Here is a 16,361-nt window from a genome sequence, read left to right on the forward strand (position 1 = left end):
CCTCGGCGCCCGATACCGTAAGGTAGGGCGCCTACGGACCAGGCCCAGCCGCCAACAGAACGACGGATAGCCCATGAACCCGAATTTTCTCGATTTCGAACAGCCCATTGCCGACCTGCACGCCAAGATCGAAGAGCTGCGCCTGGTTGGCAACGACAACGCCCTGAACATCACCGACGAGATCTCCCGTCTGCAGGAGAAGAGCAAGGCGCTGACCGAGAACATCTTCGGCAACCTGTCCAGCTGGCAGATCGCCCAGCTCGCTCGCCATCCGCGTCGCCCCTACACCCTGGATTACATCGAGCACATCTTCACCGAATTCGAAGAACTGCACGGCGACCGTCATTTCTCCGATGACGCGGCCATCGTCGGCGGCGTTGCCCGCCTGGACGAGCAGCCGGTGATGATCATTGGCCACCAGAAAGGCCGCGAAGTGCGCGAGAAGGTTCGCCGCAACTTCGGCATGCCGCGCCCGGAAGGCTACCGCAAGGCCTGCCGCCTGATGGAAATGGCCGAGCGCTTCAAGATGCCGATCCTGACCTTCATCGATACGCCTGGCGCCTACCCGGGCATCGATGCCGAAGAGCGCGGCCAGAGCGAGGCCATCGCCTGGAACCTGCGTGTCATGGCGCGCCTGAAAACCCCGATCATCGCCACCGTGATTGGCGAGGGCGGTTCCGGCGGCGCGCTGGCCATCGGCGTCTGCGATCAACTGAACATGCTGCAGTATTCCACCTACGCGGTGATTTCCCCCGAAGGTTGCGCCTCGATCCTCTGGCGTACCGCCGAAAAGGCGCCGGAAGCCGCCGAGGCCATGGGCATCACCGCCAATCGCCTGAAGGATCTGGGTATCGTCGATAACATCATCCCCGAGCCGCTGGGCAGTGCCCACCGCGATCCGGCAGCCATGTCCGCGACCATTCGCGAATCCCTGCTGGGGCAGTTGGATACCCTCAAGCAACTGAGTAGCGAAGAGCTGCTGGCGCGCCGCTACGAGCGCCTGATGAGCTACGGCGTCGCCTGATCGACGTCTTCGGCGCAGCGCGGGTGACGAGGTATCCTTGCCTCGTCCCCGACCCTGTCGACCTGCGCCATGCCCCTTGAATCCGCGTCTCTCGAATCCCGACTGCTGACCTTCCTGGCCCCCTGGCGAAACGCGCCGGCTTGGCGGGTGGCGCTTTCCGGCGGCCTGGATTCCACCGTTCTCCTGCACCTCCTCGCGCAACTCGCTCATCGCGAAGCCTTGCCGCCGATTACCGCCATCCATGTACATCACGGCCTGCAGGCTGCGGCCGACGCTTGGCCTAGCCACTGCCAGCGCGCCTGTGACGATCTCGGTGTGCCGCTGAGGATCGAGCGAGTACGGGTCGATGGGCGGGCCAGCCTGGAGCGTGCCGCACGCGAAGCGCGCTATGCCGCCTTCGAAGCGGCGTTGGGGGAGGGGGAGTGCCTCTTGACCGCTCAGCACCAGAACGACCAGGCGGAGACGGTGCTGTTCCGCCTGTTCCGTGGCGCCGGGGTGCGCGGGCTGGCCGGTATGGCTGCCGAGCGTCCGCTGGGCGCTGGTTCGCTGCTGCGGCCGCTGCTGGGCGCAACTCGCCTGGAGCTGGAGCGCTATGCGAAGCGCCATGGCCTGGGCTGGGTGGAAGACCCGTCCAACGCCAACGACGACCATGACCGCAACTATCTACGTAACCAGGTACTGCCGTTCATCGTTCGGCGTTGGCCCGCGGCGAGCGAGACGATTGCCCGAAGTGCCGAACATCTGGCGGAGTCCGAAAGCTTGCTGAGCGAACTGGCGCGGAACGACCTGTCGTTGGCCGGGGAGCGTTCCGAGTACGCAGGCATGCAGCTGCCTTCGCTGGCACTGGCCGCGCTGATCGAATTGAGCGAGCCACGCCAGCGCAACGCGTTGCGGCATTGGCTGGCTCCTCTGGCACGGCTGCCGGACAGCGCGCATTGGGCGGGGTGGCGAGACCTTCGCGATGCGCGCGACGACGCCGAGCCGGTCTGGCGTCTTGCGGATGGCGAGCTGCGCCGTGCCCAGGGCCGCCTCTGGTGGCTGGCCAGTCCCTGGCTTGGCTTCGTGCCGGAAGCGTACTCCTGGGCGGTGTCCGCGCAATCCCTGGTGTTGCCGGGCAATGGTTCGCTGCGCTTCGAGGGTGAGCCGCCGGTTGGTCCGCTTGAGATCCGTTACCGTCAAGGCGGAGAAGTGATGGCGGTGGCCGGGCGTGGTCGGCGCGACCTGAAGCGGCTGCTCAACGAAGCCGCTGTGCCGGCTTTCCTGCGTGGCCGTTTGCCACTGCTCTGGCGAGGCGACGAGCTGCTGGGCGTCGCACTGCTGCCCGATCTGCGTGTGGAGCCCGGTCAGCCCTGGACGCTGCGCTGGACAGCGCCGACGAATGACTCGGGTTTGAGCTGAAAGCCGCTTTCCGGTAGACTACGCTCCCGTCTTGTACCGCTCCCGTTGATTCCCCTCCGAACCAGCGGGAGTTCGCTATTGATCACGACGAAGTCGTGAGTTGGGCCGCGGCCCGACACCTTCGCTTCCCCGGCGGCCGAGCCGCCTAAACGCTGACATTCAGGGCTTTTCATGACGCGCTACATCTTCGTCACGGGTGGTGTTGTTTCTTCATTGGGGAAAGGCATCGCCTCGGCTTCCTTGGCTGCCATTCTGGAAGCGCGTGGCCTGAAGATCACGATGCTCAAGCTGGACCCCTACATCAACGTAGATCCGGGCACCATGAGCCCGTTCCAGCACGGTGAGGTGTTCGTCACCCACGACGGCGCCGAGACCGATCTTGACCTGGGCCACTACGAACGCTTCGTTCGTACCACCGTCACCCAGAACAACAACTTCACCACCGGCCGCGTCTACATGGACGTGCTGCGCAAGGAGCGTCGCGGTGACTACCTCGGCGCCACCGTGCAGGTGATCCCGCATATCACCGACGAGATCAAGCGTCGTATCATCAAGGGCGCCGGCGATGCCGACGTGGCCCTGGTAGAGATCGGCGGTACCGTGGGTGACATCGAGTCGCAACCCTTCCTCGAGGCTATTCGCCAGCTGCGTGTGGAAATCGGCGCCAAGCGCGCGATGCTCATGCACCTGACGCTGGTCCCGTACATCGCCACCGCTGGCGAGACCAAGACCAAGCCGACCCAGCACTCGGTCAAGGAACTGCGCTCCATCGGCCTGCAGCCGGACATCCTGATCTGCCGTTCCGACCATCCGGTGGACGTGTCTTCCCGCCGCAAGATCGCCCTGTTCACCAACGTGGAAGAGCGCGCGGTCATTTCGCTGGAAGACGTCGACACCATCTATCGTATTCCGTCGGTGCTGCATGCCCAGGGCGTGGACGACCTGGTCGTCGAGCGCTTCGGCCTGGAGTGCGGCCCGGCCGACCTGTCCGAGTGGGACCGCGTGGTCGACGCCAAGCTCAACCCCGAGCGTGAAGTCACCATCGCCATGGTCGGCAAGTACATGGAACTGCTCGACGCCTACAAGTCGCTGATCGAAGCCATGACCCACGCCGGCATCCAGAGCCGCACCAAGGTCAACCTGCGCTACATCGACTCCGAGGATATCGAGCAGCAGGGCACCAGCCTGCTCGAAGGCGCCGACGCCATCCTGGTTCCGGGCGGCTTCGGCCTGCGCGGCGTGGAGGGCAAGATCACCGCCGTGCAGTACGCCCGTGAGAACAAGGTTCCGTACCTGGGCATCTGCCTGGGCATGCAGGTGGCCGTCATCGAGTACGCCCGTAACGTGCTGGGCTGGACCGATGCCAACTCCACCGAGTTCGACAAGTCCAGCGGCCACCCGGTCGTCGGCCTGATCACCGAATGGCAGGACGCCACCGGCGCCACTGAAGTGCGCACCGAGACTTCCGACCTGGGCGGCACCATGCGCCTGGGCGCCCAGGAGTGCCTGCTGTCCGCCGGTACCCTGGTGCACGACTGCTACGGCAAGGACGTGATCGTCGAGCGTCACCGTCACCGCTACGAAGTGAACAACAACCTGCGTCCGCAACTGGAAGCCGCCGGCCTGAAGATTTCCGGTCGCTCCGGCGACGGCGCGCTGGTCGAAGTGGTCGAGGCTCCGGATCATCCGTGGTTCGTCGCCTGCCAGTTCCACCCGGAATTCACTTCCACCCCGCGTGATGGCCACCCGCTGTTCAGCGGCTTCGTCAACGCCGCCCTGAAACAAGCCGGGAAAGCCTGAGCATGAGCCAGAAGATCATCCGCGTCGGCGACATCCAGATCGGCAACGACCTGCCGTTCGTGCTCTTTGGTGGCATGAACGTACTGGAGTCGCGCGACCTGGCGATGCAGGTCTGCGAAGAGTACGTGAAGGTGACCGAGAAGCTCGGCATCCCCTACGTGTTCAAGGCCAGCTTCGACAAGGCCAACCGTTCCTCGATCACCTCGTTCCGTGGTCCGGGCATGGAAGAGGGGCTGAAGATCTTCGAAGAGATCAAGAAGACCTTCAAGGTGCCGGTCATCACCGACGTGCACGAGCCCTACCAGGCCGCCCCGGTGGCCGAGGTCTGCGACATCATCCAGCTGCCGGCCTTCCTGTCCCGGCAGACCGACTTGGTCGTGGCCATGGCCCAGACCAAAGCGGTGATCAACATCAAGAAAGCCCAGTTCCTCGCGCCGCAGGAGATGAAACACATCCTGCGCAAGTGCGAGGAGGCGGGTAACGACCAGCTGATCCTTTGCGAGCGTGGCTCCTCCTTCGGGTACAACAACCTGGTGGTGGACATGCTCGGCTTCGGCATCATGAAGCAGTTCGAGTACCCGGTGTTCTTCGACGTGACCCATGCCCTGCAGATGCCGGGTGGCCGCGCCGATTCCGCCGGCGGCCGCCGCGCCCAGGTCACCGACCTGGCCAAGGCCGGCATGAGCCAGGGCCTCGCCGGCCTGTTCCTGGAGGCCCATCCGGACCCCGAGAACGCCAAGTGCGACGGTCCGTGCGCCCTGCGCCTGAACAAGCTCGAGCCTTTCCTGTCCCAGCTCAAGCAGCTGGACGACCTGGTCAAGAGTTTCCCCACCATCGAGACTGCCTGAGAATCGGCTCGATGCCTGCCGCGCGCAGCACGGCAGGCCCTTGAGCCGCTTCTGATGTCTCACCAGCCGCCCCGTTTATCTCTATCTTCGGAGTGTTATCAAGAATGGCAAAGATCGTCGACATCAAGGGCCGTGAGGTCCTGGACTCCCGCGGCAACCCGACCGTTGAAGCGGATGTGATCCTGGACAACGGCATCGTCGGCAGCGCCTGTGCCCCGTCCGGTGCATCCACCGGTTCCCGTGAGGCTCTCGAACTGCGCGATGGCGACAAGAGCCGTTACCTGGGAAAAGGCGTGCTGAAAGCCGTGGCCAACATCAACGGCCCGATCCGCGACCTGCTGCTGGGCAAGGACGCGGCTGACCAGAAAGGTCTGGATCACGCGATGATCGACCTCGACGGCACCGAGAACAAAGGCAAGCTGGGCGCCAACGCCATCCTGGCCGTGTCCCTGGCCGCCGCCAAGGCCGCCGCTCAGGCCAAGGGCGTGCCGCTGTACGCGCACATCGCCGACCTGAACGGCACCCCGGGCCAGTACTCCATGCCGGTGCCGATGATGAACATCATCAACGGCGGCGAGCACGCCGATAACAACGTCGACATCCAGGAGTTCATGGTTCAGCCGGTTGGCGCCAAGAACTTCGCCGACGCGCTGCGCATGGGCGCCGAGATCTTCCACCACCTCAAAGCCGTGCTGAAGGCCCGTGGCCTGAACACCGCGGTGGGTGACGAAGGTGGCTTCGCGCCGAACCTGGCTTCCAACGAAGACGCCCTGGCCGCTATCGCCGAGGCCGTCGCCAACGCCGGTTACAAGCTGGGTGACGACGTGACCCTGGCCCTGGACTGCGCCTCGTCCGAGTTCTTCAAGGACGGCCAGTACGACCTCGAAGGTGAAGGCAAAGTCTTCAGCGCCGAAGGTTTCGCCGACTACCTGGCCGGCCTGACCCAGCGCTACCCGATCATCTCCATCGAAGACGGCATGGACGAGTCCGATTGGGCTGGCTGGAAAGTCCTGACCGACAAGATCGGCGAGAAGGTGCAACTGGTCGGTGACGATCTGTTCGTGACCAACACCAAGATCCTCAAGCGCGGCATCGACGAGAAGATCGGCAACTCGATCCTGATCAAGTTCAACCAGATCGGCTCGCTGACCGAGACCCTGGAAGCCATCCAGATGGCCAAGGCCGCCGGCTTCACCGCCGTGATTTCGCACCGTTCGGGCGAAACCGAGGACAGCACCATCGCTGACCTGGCCGTCGGCACTGCCGCTGGTCAGATCAAAACTGGCTCGCTGTGCCGTTCGGACCGCGTATCCAAGTACAACCAGCTGCTGCGCATCGAAGAGCAGCTGGGCGCCAAGGCGCCGTACCGTGGTCGCGCGGAATTCCGCGGCTGACGCTAGTCTGGTACGGTGAAGGGGTGGCAGGAGCCACCCCTTTGCGTATGGAGCTTATGGTTTGAGGTTACGTAGCCCTTACTGGCTGTTCGTCGTGCTGATCCTGGCGCTGGCCGGTCTGCAGTATCGCCTGTGGGTCGGTGATGGCAGCCTGGCGCAGGTGCGCGACCTGCAGAAGCAGATCGCCGACCAGCAGGGCGAGAACGAGCGTTTGCTCGAGCGTAACCGCATACTCGAGGCCGAAGTGGCCGAGCTCAAGAAAGGCACCGAGACGGTCGAGGAACGTGCCCGCCACGAACTCGGCATGGTCAAGGACAAGGAAACCCTCTACCAGCTCGCGCAATGACCACTTCCGCCTTCTGGGCCGTGATTCCGGCCGCCGGCATCGGTTCGCGGATGCGCGCCGATCGCCCCAAGCAATACCTCGACCTCGCTGGTCGCAGCATTCTCGAACGTACGCTCGACTGCTTCCTCGGCCATTCCCGTCTGAAAGGGTTGGTGGTCTGCCTGGCCGCCGATGATCCCTGGTGGCCGACCCTGCCCAGCGCTTCCAATGAATTGATCCAGCGTGCCGACGGTGGCCGCGAGCGCGCCGACTCGGTGCTCAATGGCCTGCTGCGCCTGGCCGAGCTGGGCGCTACGCCGGATGACTGGGTGCTGGTGCATGACGCCGCCCGGCCGAACCTGGCGCGCGCCGATCTGGATCGCTTACTGGACGAGTTGGAGTTCGACGCTGTGGGCGGCCTGCTCGGCGTGCCTGCGCGGGATACCTTGAAGCGCGTGGGCGCTGATGGCCGTGTAGTCGAAACCATCGACCGCAGCGTGGTCTGGCAGGCCTATACCCCGCAGATGTTCCGCCTCGGCGCGTTGCATCGCGCACTCGCGGATGCGCTGGTGGCCGATGCGGCCATCACTGACGAGGCGTCTGCCATGGAGTGGGCGGGCTATGCGCCGCGCATGGTGGAAGGGCGGGCGGACAACATCAAGGTCACCACCCCGGAAGACCTGCAGCGCCTGCAGCGTAACTTCGCCAAGCACTGAGCGCTCCTCCAGCCTGCGCCCCGGCCGAGCCTTGGGAGCAGTTATCTTTCCGGAGGTCCGTGTCGATGCTTTCCCCTCATCTCAGCCCTCTCCCGGAGGGGAAGGGGGCAGATCGTGCCGACTGACGCAATGGTTTCACCCTGCTCAGAACCGTCCCCTCTCCCGCTTGCGGGAGAGGGGCTTTTGACTTTGTAGGAGCGGACTCCGTCCGCGATGGGTTCGAAGCGCGCCGGAAGCCGATCGCGGACGGAGTCCGCTCCTACAAAAGTAGCCTCAGCCCAGCAGCGGTACTTCGATCAGGAAGCGGAACAGCGCCCCATGCTGCTCCACCGCCAGGCAGTGATAGCCGTGGCGCTTGGTGTCTTCCGGAATGCCATGCACCGACTGCGAACAGTCGGTGATCACCTCCAGCAGATCGCCCGGCTTGAGCGTCTCCAGGGTTTCCAGGGTGGCGAGGGCGTTGTACGGGCAATGTTCGCCGCGCAGATCAAGCGACAGCGTCGGCGTCTTGGTTTCGGACATCGTTGGCTTTCCGTTTACGAGTGAAGCGTTGCGCGTTGAGTTGAACCAGCAGCATGCACAGCGCGAGGCCGGCGAAGGTGATCAGCAGCCCGCCGCCGGGGCCGAACTCCTGCAGCAGGTTGAGCTTGGGATAGGGCAGGGCGAGGCTGGTGCCGAGCTGGTCCCAGAACACCGCGACCAGGGTTCCGCCGATCACGTTGCCGACGCCGACTACCCAGAAGTGCACCTGGCCTTCCATCGATCGGTACATCCAGCCGGTCTCGCAGCCGCCGGCCAGCACGATGCCGATACCAAACAGCACACCGCCGATCACGGCGTTCGGACCCATCCAGAAGATCTTCGGCGGCAAGCCGTTGTGGATCGCCGCGAAGGTGCCGACGCAGGCGGCCGCCATGCCGAGCAGGATGCCGAACGCGGCCTGGGTCCTGCCGGTGGTCCAGAGGTCACGGGCGGCGCTGGTGAAGCAGATCTGTGCGCGCTCGATCAGGCCGCCGAACAACAGGCCGAACAGGCAGGCCATGCCCAACACCAGTGAGACCTCAAAGCGCCAGGCGGCGAAGAGTGCTGCGATCGCCAACACGCCCATGCCCAGCCGCCATTGCAGTTTGGCGCGGCGGGCCAAGGCTTCGGCACTGGGCAAGGTGGCAGCCTTGCCGCCGACTTTCAGTGGAATACGCAGGAAGGGAAGCAGGCTGATCTTCACGCCGAACCAGGCACCGATCACCGTGGAAAACATGAAGGCCCAGGCGTGCGCCGAGAACATCGGGATGCCGGTGAAGAATGCGGCGAGGTTGCAGCCCATGGCCAGGCGCGCGCCGAAACCGGCGATCACGCCACCGATCAGGCCCTGCAACAGGCGCCGCTTGCTGGTCGGCCAGCGCAGGCTGACGTTGCCGGCCCAGAGCGCACAGACCAGCGCGCCGAGGAACATGCCGATGATCATCACACCATCGACGCGGTCCAGTGGCGTGCCCTGTAGGCCGATGATCTTGAAGTAGCTCCACTCTTGCGGCTGCAGGCCGAACCAGGACAGCACATGGCCGCCCCAGCGAGTGAACTCGCCGGTGACCGCCCAGAAGGTACCGGTCATTGCGAAGTAGTAGGCGGACGCGACGCCCAGTGCGATCAGGGTCGGCAGTGGCGACCAGAAGCGCAGCAGGTAGCGTTCGCGGAAGGCGGAGAGGGCGGACATGGCGTCTTCCTTGAAACAGGCACTTACGAACCGCCCATTCTAGCTGACCCTGCCGATCTTCAATTGCCGCAGGGCAAGTGGGAAACCTCTTACATTGGCTGCAATTGCTGTAGCCCGTCCTTCAGGTGGTCGACCAGTTGGCGCACCTTTGGCGAGAGGTGTCTCTGCTGCGGATACAATGCCCAGACCCCGGTGTTGGGGGGCTGATGGGCATCCAGAAGGGAGATCAGCCTTCCGCTGCGCAGATGTTCGAGTACGTAGTAGTCCGGTAACTGGCACAAACCAAAGCCACGCAGCGCCGCGTCGAGCACCGCCTGGCCGCTGTTGCAGCGCCAATTGCCCTGCACGCGGTGCTGGGTTTCGCGGCCCTCTTCGAGGAAGCTCCACTGGTCGCTGCTGCCAACCAAACAGTTGTAGTGCGCCAGATCCGCGGGACTCTGTGGCGCCCCGTGGCGAGCGAGGTAGTCCGGCGTGGCGCACAGGTACATCACCCGGGGTGCCAGACGCGTCGCTACCAGCCGAGAATCGCTCAGCCGACCCAGGCGGATGGCGAGATCGAAGCCTTCATGGAACAGGTCCAGTTGGCGATTGGACAGCTCGATTTCCACCCTTAGTTGCGGAAACTGCGCCATGAACTCGTTCACCAGCGGCACCACGAAGCGCTCGCCATAGGCCACCGCGCAGGTCATCCGCAGCAGGCCCTTGGGTTCGGCGGACAGGTCGCTGACGGCGCGCAGCGCTTCCTCGCGCGCATCCTGCAGGCGGCGACAGTGCTGCAGGAAAGTCTGCCCGGCTTCGCTCAGCGTTACCTTGCGCGTGTTGCGGTAGAGCAGGCGGGTCTGCAGGCGTTCCTCCAGGCGAGCCACCTGGCGGCTGACATGGGACGACGAGACTCCAAGGCGTTCGGCGGCGGCAGTGAACTGCCCGGTTTCGGCGACGGCGACGAATTCGTCCAGCCCTTCCCAGCGGTGCATCTGGATTGTCCCTGTATGGCAATAATGTTTTGATTATTGCCTGATTATTCCCTGAAACGGGGTTTTCTACACTTCCATCGCTTTGAGGAGCACTCTTCGCAGTGGCTCATTCATTCCCCGACGTGGCGTTGTCCCGTCCCGGTTTCTCGGCGTACCTCGCCGAAGCCGTTCGCCCCGGCGAACGCTGTCGTTTCCTTCGTTCAGGAGTTTCCAGATGATCAAGTCCCGTGCCGCCGTCGCCTTCGCCCCCAACAAACCGTTGGAAATCGTCGAAGTCGATGTGGCGCCGCCGCAGAAGGGTGAAGTGCTGGTGCGCATCGTCGCCACCGGCGTCTGCCACACCGATGCGTACACCCTGTCCGGCCAGGATTCCGAAGGCGTCTTCCCATGCATCCTGGGTCACGAAGGCGGCGGTATCGTCGAGGCGGTGGGCGAGGGCGTGACCTCGCTGAAGGTGGGTGACCACGTGATCCCGCTGTACACCGCCGAATGCCGCGAGTGCAAATTCTGCAAGTCCGGCAAGACCAACCTCTGCCAGGCCGTGCGCGCCACACAGGGCAAGGGCCTGATGCCCGATGGCACCAGCCGCTTCTCCTATAAGGGCGAGCCGATCTATCACTACATGGGTTGCTCGACCTTCTCCGAGTACACCGTGCTGCCGGAAATCTCGCTGGCCAAGATCCCCGAGGAAGCGCCGCTGGAGAAGGTCTGCCTGCTCGGTTGCGGCGTCACCACCGGCATCGGCGCCGTGCTGAACACCGCCAAGGTGGAAGAGGGTGCCACCGTCGCCATCTTCGGCCTGGGCGGCATCGGCCTGGCGGCGATCATCGGCGCCAAGATGGCCAAGGCCTCGCGCATCATCGCTGTCGACATCAACCCGGCGAAATTCGATATCGCCAAGGAGCTGGGCGCCACCGACTTCGTCAATCCGAAGGATCATCAGAAGCCGATCCAGGAAGTGATCGTCGACATGACCGATGGCGGCGTGGACTATTCCTTCGAGTGCGTCGGCAACGTGCAACTGATGCGTGCGGCGCTGGAGTGCTGCCACAAGGGCTGGGGCGAGTCCACCATCATCGGCGTTGCCGGCGCTGGCCAGGAAATCAGCACCCGTCCGTTCCAGCTGGTCACCGGCCGTGTCTGGCGCGGTTCGGCCTTCGGTGGTGTGAAAGGCCGTACCGAACTGCCTAGCTATGTAGAGAAGGCGCAGAAGGGCGAGATTCCGCTGGATACCTTCATCACCCACACCATGGGCCTGGAGAAGATCAACGAAGCGTTTGACCTGATGCACGAAGGCAAGAGCATCCGCTCGGTCATCCACTACTGATCGCATCGCCGGGGCCTTTCGGCCCCGGCGTCACAGGAAAGGAGGGTTTCATGACGGATTCCATCGAACTGATCAGCAGCCAGAAGAGCTTTGGCGGTTGGCACCAACGCTATCGCCATCGCTCCGAAACCCTCGGCTGCGACATGGTTTTCGCGGTCTACCTGCCGCCGCAAGCCGAGCCCGAGGCGGGTCTGCCAGTGCTGTACTGGCTGTCCGGCCTGACCTGCACCGACGAAAATTTCATGCAGAAAGCCGGCGCCCAGCGCATGGCGGCCGAACTCGGTCTTGTGATCGTGGCGCCGGACACCAGTCCGCGTGGCCCCGAGGTGCCCGGTGATCCGGATGGCGCCTGGGATTTCGGCCTGGGGGCGGGGTTCTATGTAAACGCTACCCAGGAGCCCTGGGCACGCCACTACCGGATGCACGACTACGTGGTACAGGAGTTGCCGGCGCTGATCGAGGCGAATTTCCCGGTTTCCCAGAAGCGCGGCATCAGCGGACACTCCATGGGAGGCCATGGTGCGCTGGTCTGCGCCTTGCGCAATCCGGGGCGCTACCTGTCGCTGTCGGCATTCGCACCCATCACCCACCCGAGCGATTGTCCCTGGGGACAGAAGGCGCTGGGCCGCTTCCTCGGCGAAGACCCCGCGGCGTGGCGCGAGTGGGACGCGGTGGAATTGCTGGCCGATGCCAGCGAGCGCCTGCCCATCCTGGTGGACCAGGGCGACCGCGACGACTTCCTCGCTGTGCAACTCAAGCCCGACGCCTTGCGCGAAGCGGCAGCCGCGGCCGGCCATCCATTGGAGCTACGCCTGCAGCCGGGGTACGACCACAGCTACTACTTCATCGCCAGCTTCATTGAGGATCACCTGCGCCATCACGCCGCGGCGCTGTGTGGCTGACACCCTGAGCGCGGTGATCCGGTAGAATCGACGCCCTGACATCAACAGGGCGTTTTTTCATGCGTATCGGACATGGTTACGACGTGCACCGCTTCGGCGAGGGCGACTTCATCACCCTCGGCGGCGTGCGCATTCCCCACAAGTTCGGGCTCATCGCCCATTCCGACGGCGACGTACTCCTGCACGCTCTCTCCGATGCCCTGCTGGGCGCCTGCGCGCTGGGCGACATCGGCAAACACTTCCCCGACACCGACCCGCAGTTCAAGGGCGCCGACAGCCGCGCGCTGCTGCGTCACGTGCTGTCCCTGGTGGAGGCCAAGGGCTGGAAAGTGGAAAACGTCGACACCACCATCATTGCCCAGGCTCCCAAGATGGCCCCGCACATCCAGTCCATGCGCGAGACCATCGCCGCCGACCTCAAGGTCGAACTGGACCAGGTCAACGTCAAGGCGACCACCACCGAGAAACTCGGCTTCACCGGCCGTGAAGAGGGCATCGCGGTTCACGCCGTGGCCCTGCTGAGCCGCGCATGACCGAGCTGGAACTGCTGGGCCCGCGTGCCCATGGCGAACCCTGCGGGAGCGGTGTCCTCAAGGCCGTGGCCGAGGACTTCCAGGTCGACGAAGTGCTCGATATCCCGCTTTCCGGTGACGGTGAGCATCTGTGGCTGTGGGTGGAAAAGCGTGGGCTGAATACCGAGGAGGCCGCCCGCCGCCTGGCCCGCGCTGCGGGTGTGCCGGTGAAGATGATCAGCTACGCCGGCCTGAAAGACCGTCAGGCGCTGACCCGCCAGTGGTTCAGTCTGCACCTGCCGGGCAAGTCCGATCCGGACCTGGCCGCCGCCGAGGATGACACTCTGCGCATCCTCGAACGCAATCGTCACCGCCGCAAACTCCAGCGGGGCGCGCATTCGGCCAACGGCTTCACCTTGCGCCTGACCGAGCTGCAGGCGGATCGCGAGGCGCTCGAAGCGCGCCTGAAGGCCATCGTCGCCCAGGGCGTGCCGAACTACTTCGGCACCCAGCGCTTCGGCCATGACGGCGGCAACGTCTTTGATGCCCGTGGCTTTGCCGAGCGCGGCAAGCTGCCGGAACATCGCAACATGCGCTCGCGGATGCTGTCGGCCGCCCGCAGCTACATCTTCAATCAGGTGCTGGCTCGCCGCGTTGAGGACGGGACCTGGAACCAGGCGCAGGTCGGTGACCTGTTGGCGTTCACCGACAGCCGCAGCTTCTTCCCCGCTGGCGAAGCGGAATGCTCAGATCCGCGGCTTGCGGTGCTGGACCTGCACCCGACGGGGCCGATGTGGGGCGAGGGCGATTCACCGGCGACGAACTTGCCCGGAGACATCGAGCGCAGCGTACAGCAGGCCGAGATGGCGCTATGCCAGTGGCTCGCCAGTGCGGACATGGCGCACGAACGGCGCATTCTGCGCCTCCCCATCCCGGGCCTGACATGGCATTATCCCGCCCCTGACATTCTGCAACTGGAATTCGTCCTGCCGGCGGGCTGCTTCGCCACCGTGGTAGTGCGCGAGCTGATCGACCTCGTGCCGGCAGGGCAGACGGAAAGCCCATGCGCATATTGATTGCCAACGACGACGGGGTCACAGCACCCGGTATCGCCGCGCTTCACGACGCGCTGTCGGATTATGCCGACTGCATCGTGATCGCCCCGGAAGCCGATCGCAGCGGAGCGAGCAGTTCGCTCACGCTGGATCGGCCGCTGCATCCTCATCGCCTCGGCAATGGCTTCATCAGCCTCAACGGCACACCGACGGACTGCGTGCACCTGGGCCTCAACGGCCTGCTGAAGGACGTGCCGGACATGGTCGTGTCGGGAATCAACCTGGGGGCAAACCTTGGTGACGACGTGCTCTACTCGGGCACCGTGGCCGCGGCCCTGGAGGGGCGTTTCCTGTCACGCCCAGCCTTCGCCTTCTCGCTGTGCTCGCGCCTGACCGACAATTTGCCCACCGCGATGCATTTCGCCCGCCTGCTGGTGGAGTCCCACGAGAAGCTCGCGCTGCCGCCGCGCACCGTGCTCAACGTGAACATCCCCAACCTGCCGCTGGAGCGCATCAAGGGCATCCAGCTGACGCGCCTGGGACATCGTGCCCGCGCCAAACCGCCGGTCAAGGTGGTCAACCCGCGCGGCAAGGAAGGTTACTGGATTGCCGCCGCCGGCGATGCCGAAGATGGCGGGGAGGGCACCGATTTCCACGCCGTCATGCAGGGTTACGTGTCGATCACGCCGCTGCAGATGGACCGGACCTATCGAGAGGCGTTCAATGTCCTTGGCGACTGGCTCGGAGGGCTCGACCATGGCCAATGAACTGTCGCGCCGCGGGGGGATTGGCATGACCTCACAGCGAACCCGCGAGCGTCTGATCCAGCGGTTGTATGAAGAGGGCTTGTCCAACGCCCACGTGCTGGAAGTGATTCGCCGGACACCGCGCCACCTGTTCGTTGATGAGGCGTTGTCGCATCGTGCGTATGAAGACACGGCGCTGCCCATCGGCCATAACCAGACCATCTCGCAGCCCTTCATGGTGGCGCGGATGACGGAGCTCCTGCTGGCTGCCGGCCCGCTGGACAAGGTGTTGGAGATCGGAACGGGGTCTGGATATCAGACTGCGGTGCTTTCCCAGCTGGTGGAGCGGGTATTCTCCGTCGAGCGCATCCAGGCGCTGCAGGATCGCGCCAAGGAGCGACTTGCGGAGCTAAATCTGAGAAATGTTGTCTTTCGTTGGGGCGACGGCTGGGAAGGCTGGCCTGCCCTGGCACCTTACAACGGCATCATTGTCACTGCTGCTGCCGCGGAAGTCCCACAAGCCCTGCAGGATCAGCTGGCGCCTGGTGGGCGGCTGGTGATTCCGGTCGGGAGCGGCGAAGTGCAGCAACTGATGCTGATCGTCCGCACCGAGGACGGTTTCCAACGCCAGGTGCTGGACTCCGTGCGCTTCGTGCCGCTGCTCAATGGTCCGCTAGGCTGAAAGCGAAGCGCTAACGGCGACGGATAGACTACCGGCCAGTGAGGCTGGATGTAATTTCATGGATAAGGGGGATGGGTGAGCTTGTCAGCGACCCTGCATCAACGGAACTGGATCAAGGGCCTGGGCCACATCATGGTGACTGTTGCCGTTTGCTCTCTGCTGGCGGCCTGCTCATCGACTTCTCGTGGCGGCGCCACAGTCGTCGACCGCAATGCGGCTGCGAGCAAGCCTGCAACCACCAGCGGCCAGTACGTGGTGCGTCGAGGTGACACCCTGTACTCCATCGCCTTCCGCTATGGCTGGGACTGGAAAGCCCTGGCTGCGCGCAACAACATCCCAGCGCCCTATACCATTCGCCCGGGACAATCGATCCGTTTTGACGGTGGCCCTTCCTCTGCGCCATCCGTCGCCAAAAATACAACGCCTGTCGCGCCGGTAATCGTCAACAAACCGGCTACAACTCCTGCTGCCGCCAGTAAACCGACTACCACTTCGCCTGCACCCATCGCCCAGGCCCCCGCCAGCAGCGCAACTCCGGCTGTGTCGGGAGGTGCCGTGGGTGGGTGGATATGGCCCACCAACGGCACCCTGATTGGGCGTTTTGCATCAAACGGCAGTTTGAATAAAGGGATTGATATAGCCGGGCAATTGGGCCAGCCTGTCCTGGCTGCGTCTAATGGCACGGTGGTGTACGCCGGTAGTGGTTTGCGGGGCTACGGCGAACTCGTGATCATTAAGCACAGCGATACCTACGTGAGCGCCTACGGTCACAACCGCAGGTTGCTGGTGCGGGAAGGGCAACAGGTCAAAGTCGGGCAGAACATTGCCGAGATGGGCTCCACAGGGACTGACCGGGTGAAGCTGCACTTCGAGATTCGCCGCCAGGGTAAACCTGTAGATCCGCTGCAATACCTGCCAAGTCGTTGACGCTAGCTGTTCCCCTG

Annotated in this window: 17 protein-coding genes; 14 read left to right on the forward strand and 3 right to left on the reverse strand. The window is 64.3% G+C overall.

The annotated features are described in order from the left end of the window. Positions 1-73 precede the first annotated feature (73 nt). The 7 genes from accA to ispD all read left to right on the forward strand — a co-directional run bounded on the left by accA (position 74) and on the right by ispD (position 7,505). Positions 74-1,024 (forward strand): acetyl-CoA carboxylase carboxyl transferase subunit alpha, encoded by a 951-nt coding sequence (accA, locus tag JVX91_RS13280; RefSeq protein WP_205339652.1) that lies wholly within the window; start codon positions 74-76, stop codon positions 1,022-1,024. A gap of 69 nt (positions 1,025-1,093) precedes the next feature. After that, positions 1,094-2,422 (forward strand): tRNA lysidine(34) synthetase TilS, encoded by a 1,329-nt coding sequence (tilS, locus tag JVX91_RS13285; RefSeq protein ID WP_205339653.1) that lies wholly within the window; start codon positions 1,094-1,096, stop codon positions 2,420-2,422. A 171-nt stretch (positions 2,423-2,593) separates the two neighbouring features. Then, the gene (locus JVX91_RS13290; RefSeq protein ID WP_205339654.1) at positions 2,594-4,222 is read left to right on the forward strand and encodes a CTP synthase; all 1,629 of its coding nucleotides are present in this window, start codon (positions 2,594-2,596) and stop codon (positions 4,220-4,222) included. A 2-nt stretch (positions 4,223-4,224) separates the two neighbouring features. Next, positions 4,225-5,070 (forward strand): 3-deoxy-8-phosphooctulonate synthase, encoded by an 846-nt coding sequence (gene kdsA / locus JVX91_RS13295; RefSeq protein ID WP_205339655.1) that lies wholly within the window; start codon positions 4,225-4,227, stop codon positions 5,068-5,070. A gap of 104 nt (positions 5,071-5,174) precedes the next feature. After that, on the forward strand, positions 5,175-6,464 hold the full coding sequence (gene eno, locus JVX91_RS13300; RefSeq protein ID WP_015476278.1) for a phosphopyruvate hydratase: 1,290 nt from the start codon (positions 5,175-5,177) through the stop codon (positions 6,462-6,464). A gap of 61 nt (positions 6,465-6,525) precedes the next feature. Beyond that, on the forward strand, positions 6,526-6,810 hold the full coding sequence (ftsB, locus tag JVX91_RS13305; RefSeq protein ID WP_017521200.1) for a cell division protein FtsB: 285 nt from the start codon (positions 6,526-6,528) through the stop codon (positions 6,808-6,810). Further along, on the forward strand, positions 6,807-7,505 hold the full coding sequence (gene ispD, locus JVX91_RS13310; protein WP_205339656.1) for a 2-C-methyl-D-erythritol 4-phosphate cytidylyltransferase: 699 nt from the start codon (positions 6,807-6,809) through the stop codon (positions 7,503-7,505). The genes ftsB and ispD overlap by 4 nt, the downstream gene beginning before the upstream one ends. Before the next feature lie 273 nt (positions 7,506-7,778). Here the strand turns inward: ispD and yedF are convergent, their stop codons facing one another. From yedF to JVX91_RS13325, 3 genes are all read right to left on the reverse strand, one after another. After that, positions 7,779-8,027 (reverse strand): sulfurtransferase-like selenium metabolism protein YedF, encoded by a 249-nt coding sequence (gene yedF, locus JVX91_RS13315; protein WP_205339657.1) that lies wholly within the window; start codon positions 8,025-8,027, stop codon positions 7,779-7,781. Beyond that, a complete protein-coding gene (gene yedE / locus JVX91_RS13320) occupies positions 7,993-9,219 on the reverse strand; it encodes a selenium metabolism membrane protein YedE/FdhT (protein WP_205339658.1) in 1,227 nt (408 codons plus the stop codon). Before yedE ends, yedF begins: the two co-directional genes overlap by 35 nt. Positions 9,220-9,308: 89 nt before the next feature. Further along, entirely contained in the window at positions 9,309-10,193 is an 885-nt protein-coding gene (locus JVX91_RS13325) for a LysR substrate-binding domain-containing protein (RefSeq protein WP_205339659.1), read from the reverse strand. 214 nt (positions 10,194-10,407) lie between these two features. On the opposite strand from JVX91_RS13325, the gene JVX91_RS13330 reads away from it, so the two are divergent. From JVX91_RS13330 to JVX91_RS13360, 7 genes are all read left to right on the forward strand, one after another. Continuing rightward, positions 10,408-11,520: an S-(hydroxymethyl)glutathione dehydrogenase/class III alcohol dehydrogenase gene (locus tag JVX91_RS13330; protein WP_205339660.1), complete on the forward strand. Its 1,113-nt coding sequence runs from the start codon at positions 10,408-10,410 to the stop codon at positions 11,518-11,520. Positions 11,521-11,570: 50 nt separating this feature from the next. Next, positions 11,571-12,422 carry an S-formylglutathione hydrolase gene (fghA, locus tag JVX91_RS13335; protein WP_205339661.1) on the forward strand — a complete coding sequence of 284 codons (852 nt, stop codon included), beginning with the start codon at positions 11,571-11,573 and terminating at the stop codon, positions 12,420-12,422. Positions 12,423-12,481: 59 nt separating this feature from the next. Next, positions 12,482-12,955, forward strand: coding sequence for a 2-C-methyl-D-erythritol 2,4-cyclodiphosphate synthase (ispF, locus tag JVX91_RS13340; protein WP_205339662.1), 474 nt, complete (start codon positions 12,482-12,484; stop codon positions 12,953-12,955). Continuing rightward, a complete protein-coding gene (gene truD / locus JVX91_RS13345; RefSeq protein WP_205339663.1) occupies positions 12,952-14,010 on the forward strand; it encodes a tRNA pseudouridine(13) synthase TruD in 1,059 nt (352 codons plus the stop codon). Before ispF ends, truD begins: the two co-directional genes overlap by 4 nt. After that, a complete protein-coding gene (gene surE / locus JVX91_RS13350) occupies positions 13,998-14,756 on the forward strand; it encodes a 5'/3'-nucleotidase SurE (RefSeq protein WP_205339664.1) in 759 nt (252 codons plus the stop codon). The genes truD and surE overlap by 13 nt, the downstream gene beginning before the upstream one ends. Before the next feature lie 25 nt (positions 14,757-14,781). Beyond that, entirely contained in the window at positions 14,782-15,417 is a 636-nt protein-coding gene (locus JVX91_RS13355; protein WP_205340003.1) for a protein-L-isoaspartate(D-aspartate) O-methyltransferase, read from the forward strand. A gap of 132 nt (positions 15,418-15,549) precedes the next feature. Continuing rightward, positions 15,550-16,344: a peptidoglycan DD-metalloendopeptidase family protein gene (locus JVX91_RS13360; RefSeq protein ID WP_205340004.1), complete on the forward strand. Its 795-nt coding sequence runs from the start codon at positions 15,550-15,552 to the stop codon at positions 16,342-16,344. The last annotated feature ends 17 nt before the right edge of the window (positions 16,345-16,361 follow it).

This window comes from Pseudomonas sp. PDNC002 (assembly GCF_016919445.1).
Taxonomy (GTDB): domain Bacteria; phylum Pseudomonadota; class Gammaproteobacteria; order Pseudomonadales; family Pseudomonadaceae; genus Pseudomonas.

Coding starts and splice junctions, on each gene's coding strand:
- accA (WP_205339652.1), top strand. CDS start 74: ATGAACCCGAATTTTCTCGATTTCGAACAGCCCATTGCCGACCTGCAC.
- ispF (WP_205339662.1), top strand. CDS start 12,482: ATGCGTATCGGACATGGTTACGACGTGCACCGCTTCGGCGAGGGCGAC.
- JVX91_RS13355 (WP_205340003.1), top strand. CDS start 14,782: ATGACCTCACAGCGAACCCGCGAGCGTCTGATCCAGCGGTTGTATGAA.
- surE (WP_205339664.1), top strand. CDS start 13,998: ATGCGCATATTGATTGCCAACGACGACGGGGTCACAGCACCCGGTATC.
- yedE (WP_205339658.1), bottom strand. CDS start 9,219: ATGTCCGCCCTCTCCGCCTTCCGCGAACGCTACCTGCTGCGCTTCTGG.
- yedF (WP_205339657.1), bottom strand. CDS start 8,027: ATGTCCGAAACCAAGACGCCGACGCTGTCGCTTGATCTGCGCGGCGAA.
- kdsA (WP_205339655.1), top strand. CDS start 4,225: ATGAGCCAGAAGATCATCCGCGTCGGCGACATCCAGATCGGCAACGAC.
- JVX91_RS13290 (WP_205339654.1), top strand. CDS start 2,594: ATGACGCGCTACATCTTCGTCACGGGTGGTGTTGTTTCTTCATTGGGG.
- tilS (WP_205339653.1), top strand. CDS start 1,094: ATGCCCCTTGAATCCGCGTCTCTCGAATCCCGACTGCTGACCTTCCTG.
- fghA (WP_205339661.1), top strand. CDS start 11,571: ATGACGGATTCCATCGAACTGATCAGCAGCCAGAAGAGCTTTGGCGGT.
- JVX91_RS13360 (WP_205340004.1), top strand. CDS start 15,550: ATGGTGACTGTTGCCGTTTGCTCTCTGCTGGCGGCCTGCTCATCGACT.
- JVX91_RS13330 (WP_205339660.1), top strand. CDS start 10,408: ATGATCAAGTCCCGTGCCGCCGTCGCCTTCGCCCCCAACAAACCGTTG.
- ispD (WP_205339656.1), top strand. CDS start 6,807: ATGACCACTTCCGCCTTCTGGGCCGTGATTCCGGCCGCCGGCATCGGT.
- JVX91_RS13325 (WP_205339659.1), bottom strand. CDS start 10,193: ATGCACCGCTGGGAAGGGCTGGACGAATTCGTCGCCGTCGCCGAAACC.
- eno (WP_015476278.1), top strand. CDS start 5,175: ATGGCAAAGATCGTCGACATCAAGGGCCGTGAGGTCCTGGACTCCCGC.
- truD (WP_205339663.1), top strand. CDS start 12,952: ATGACCGAGCTGGAACTGCTGGGCCCGCGTGCCCATGGCGAACCCTGC.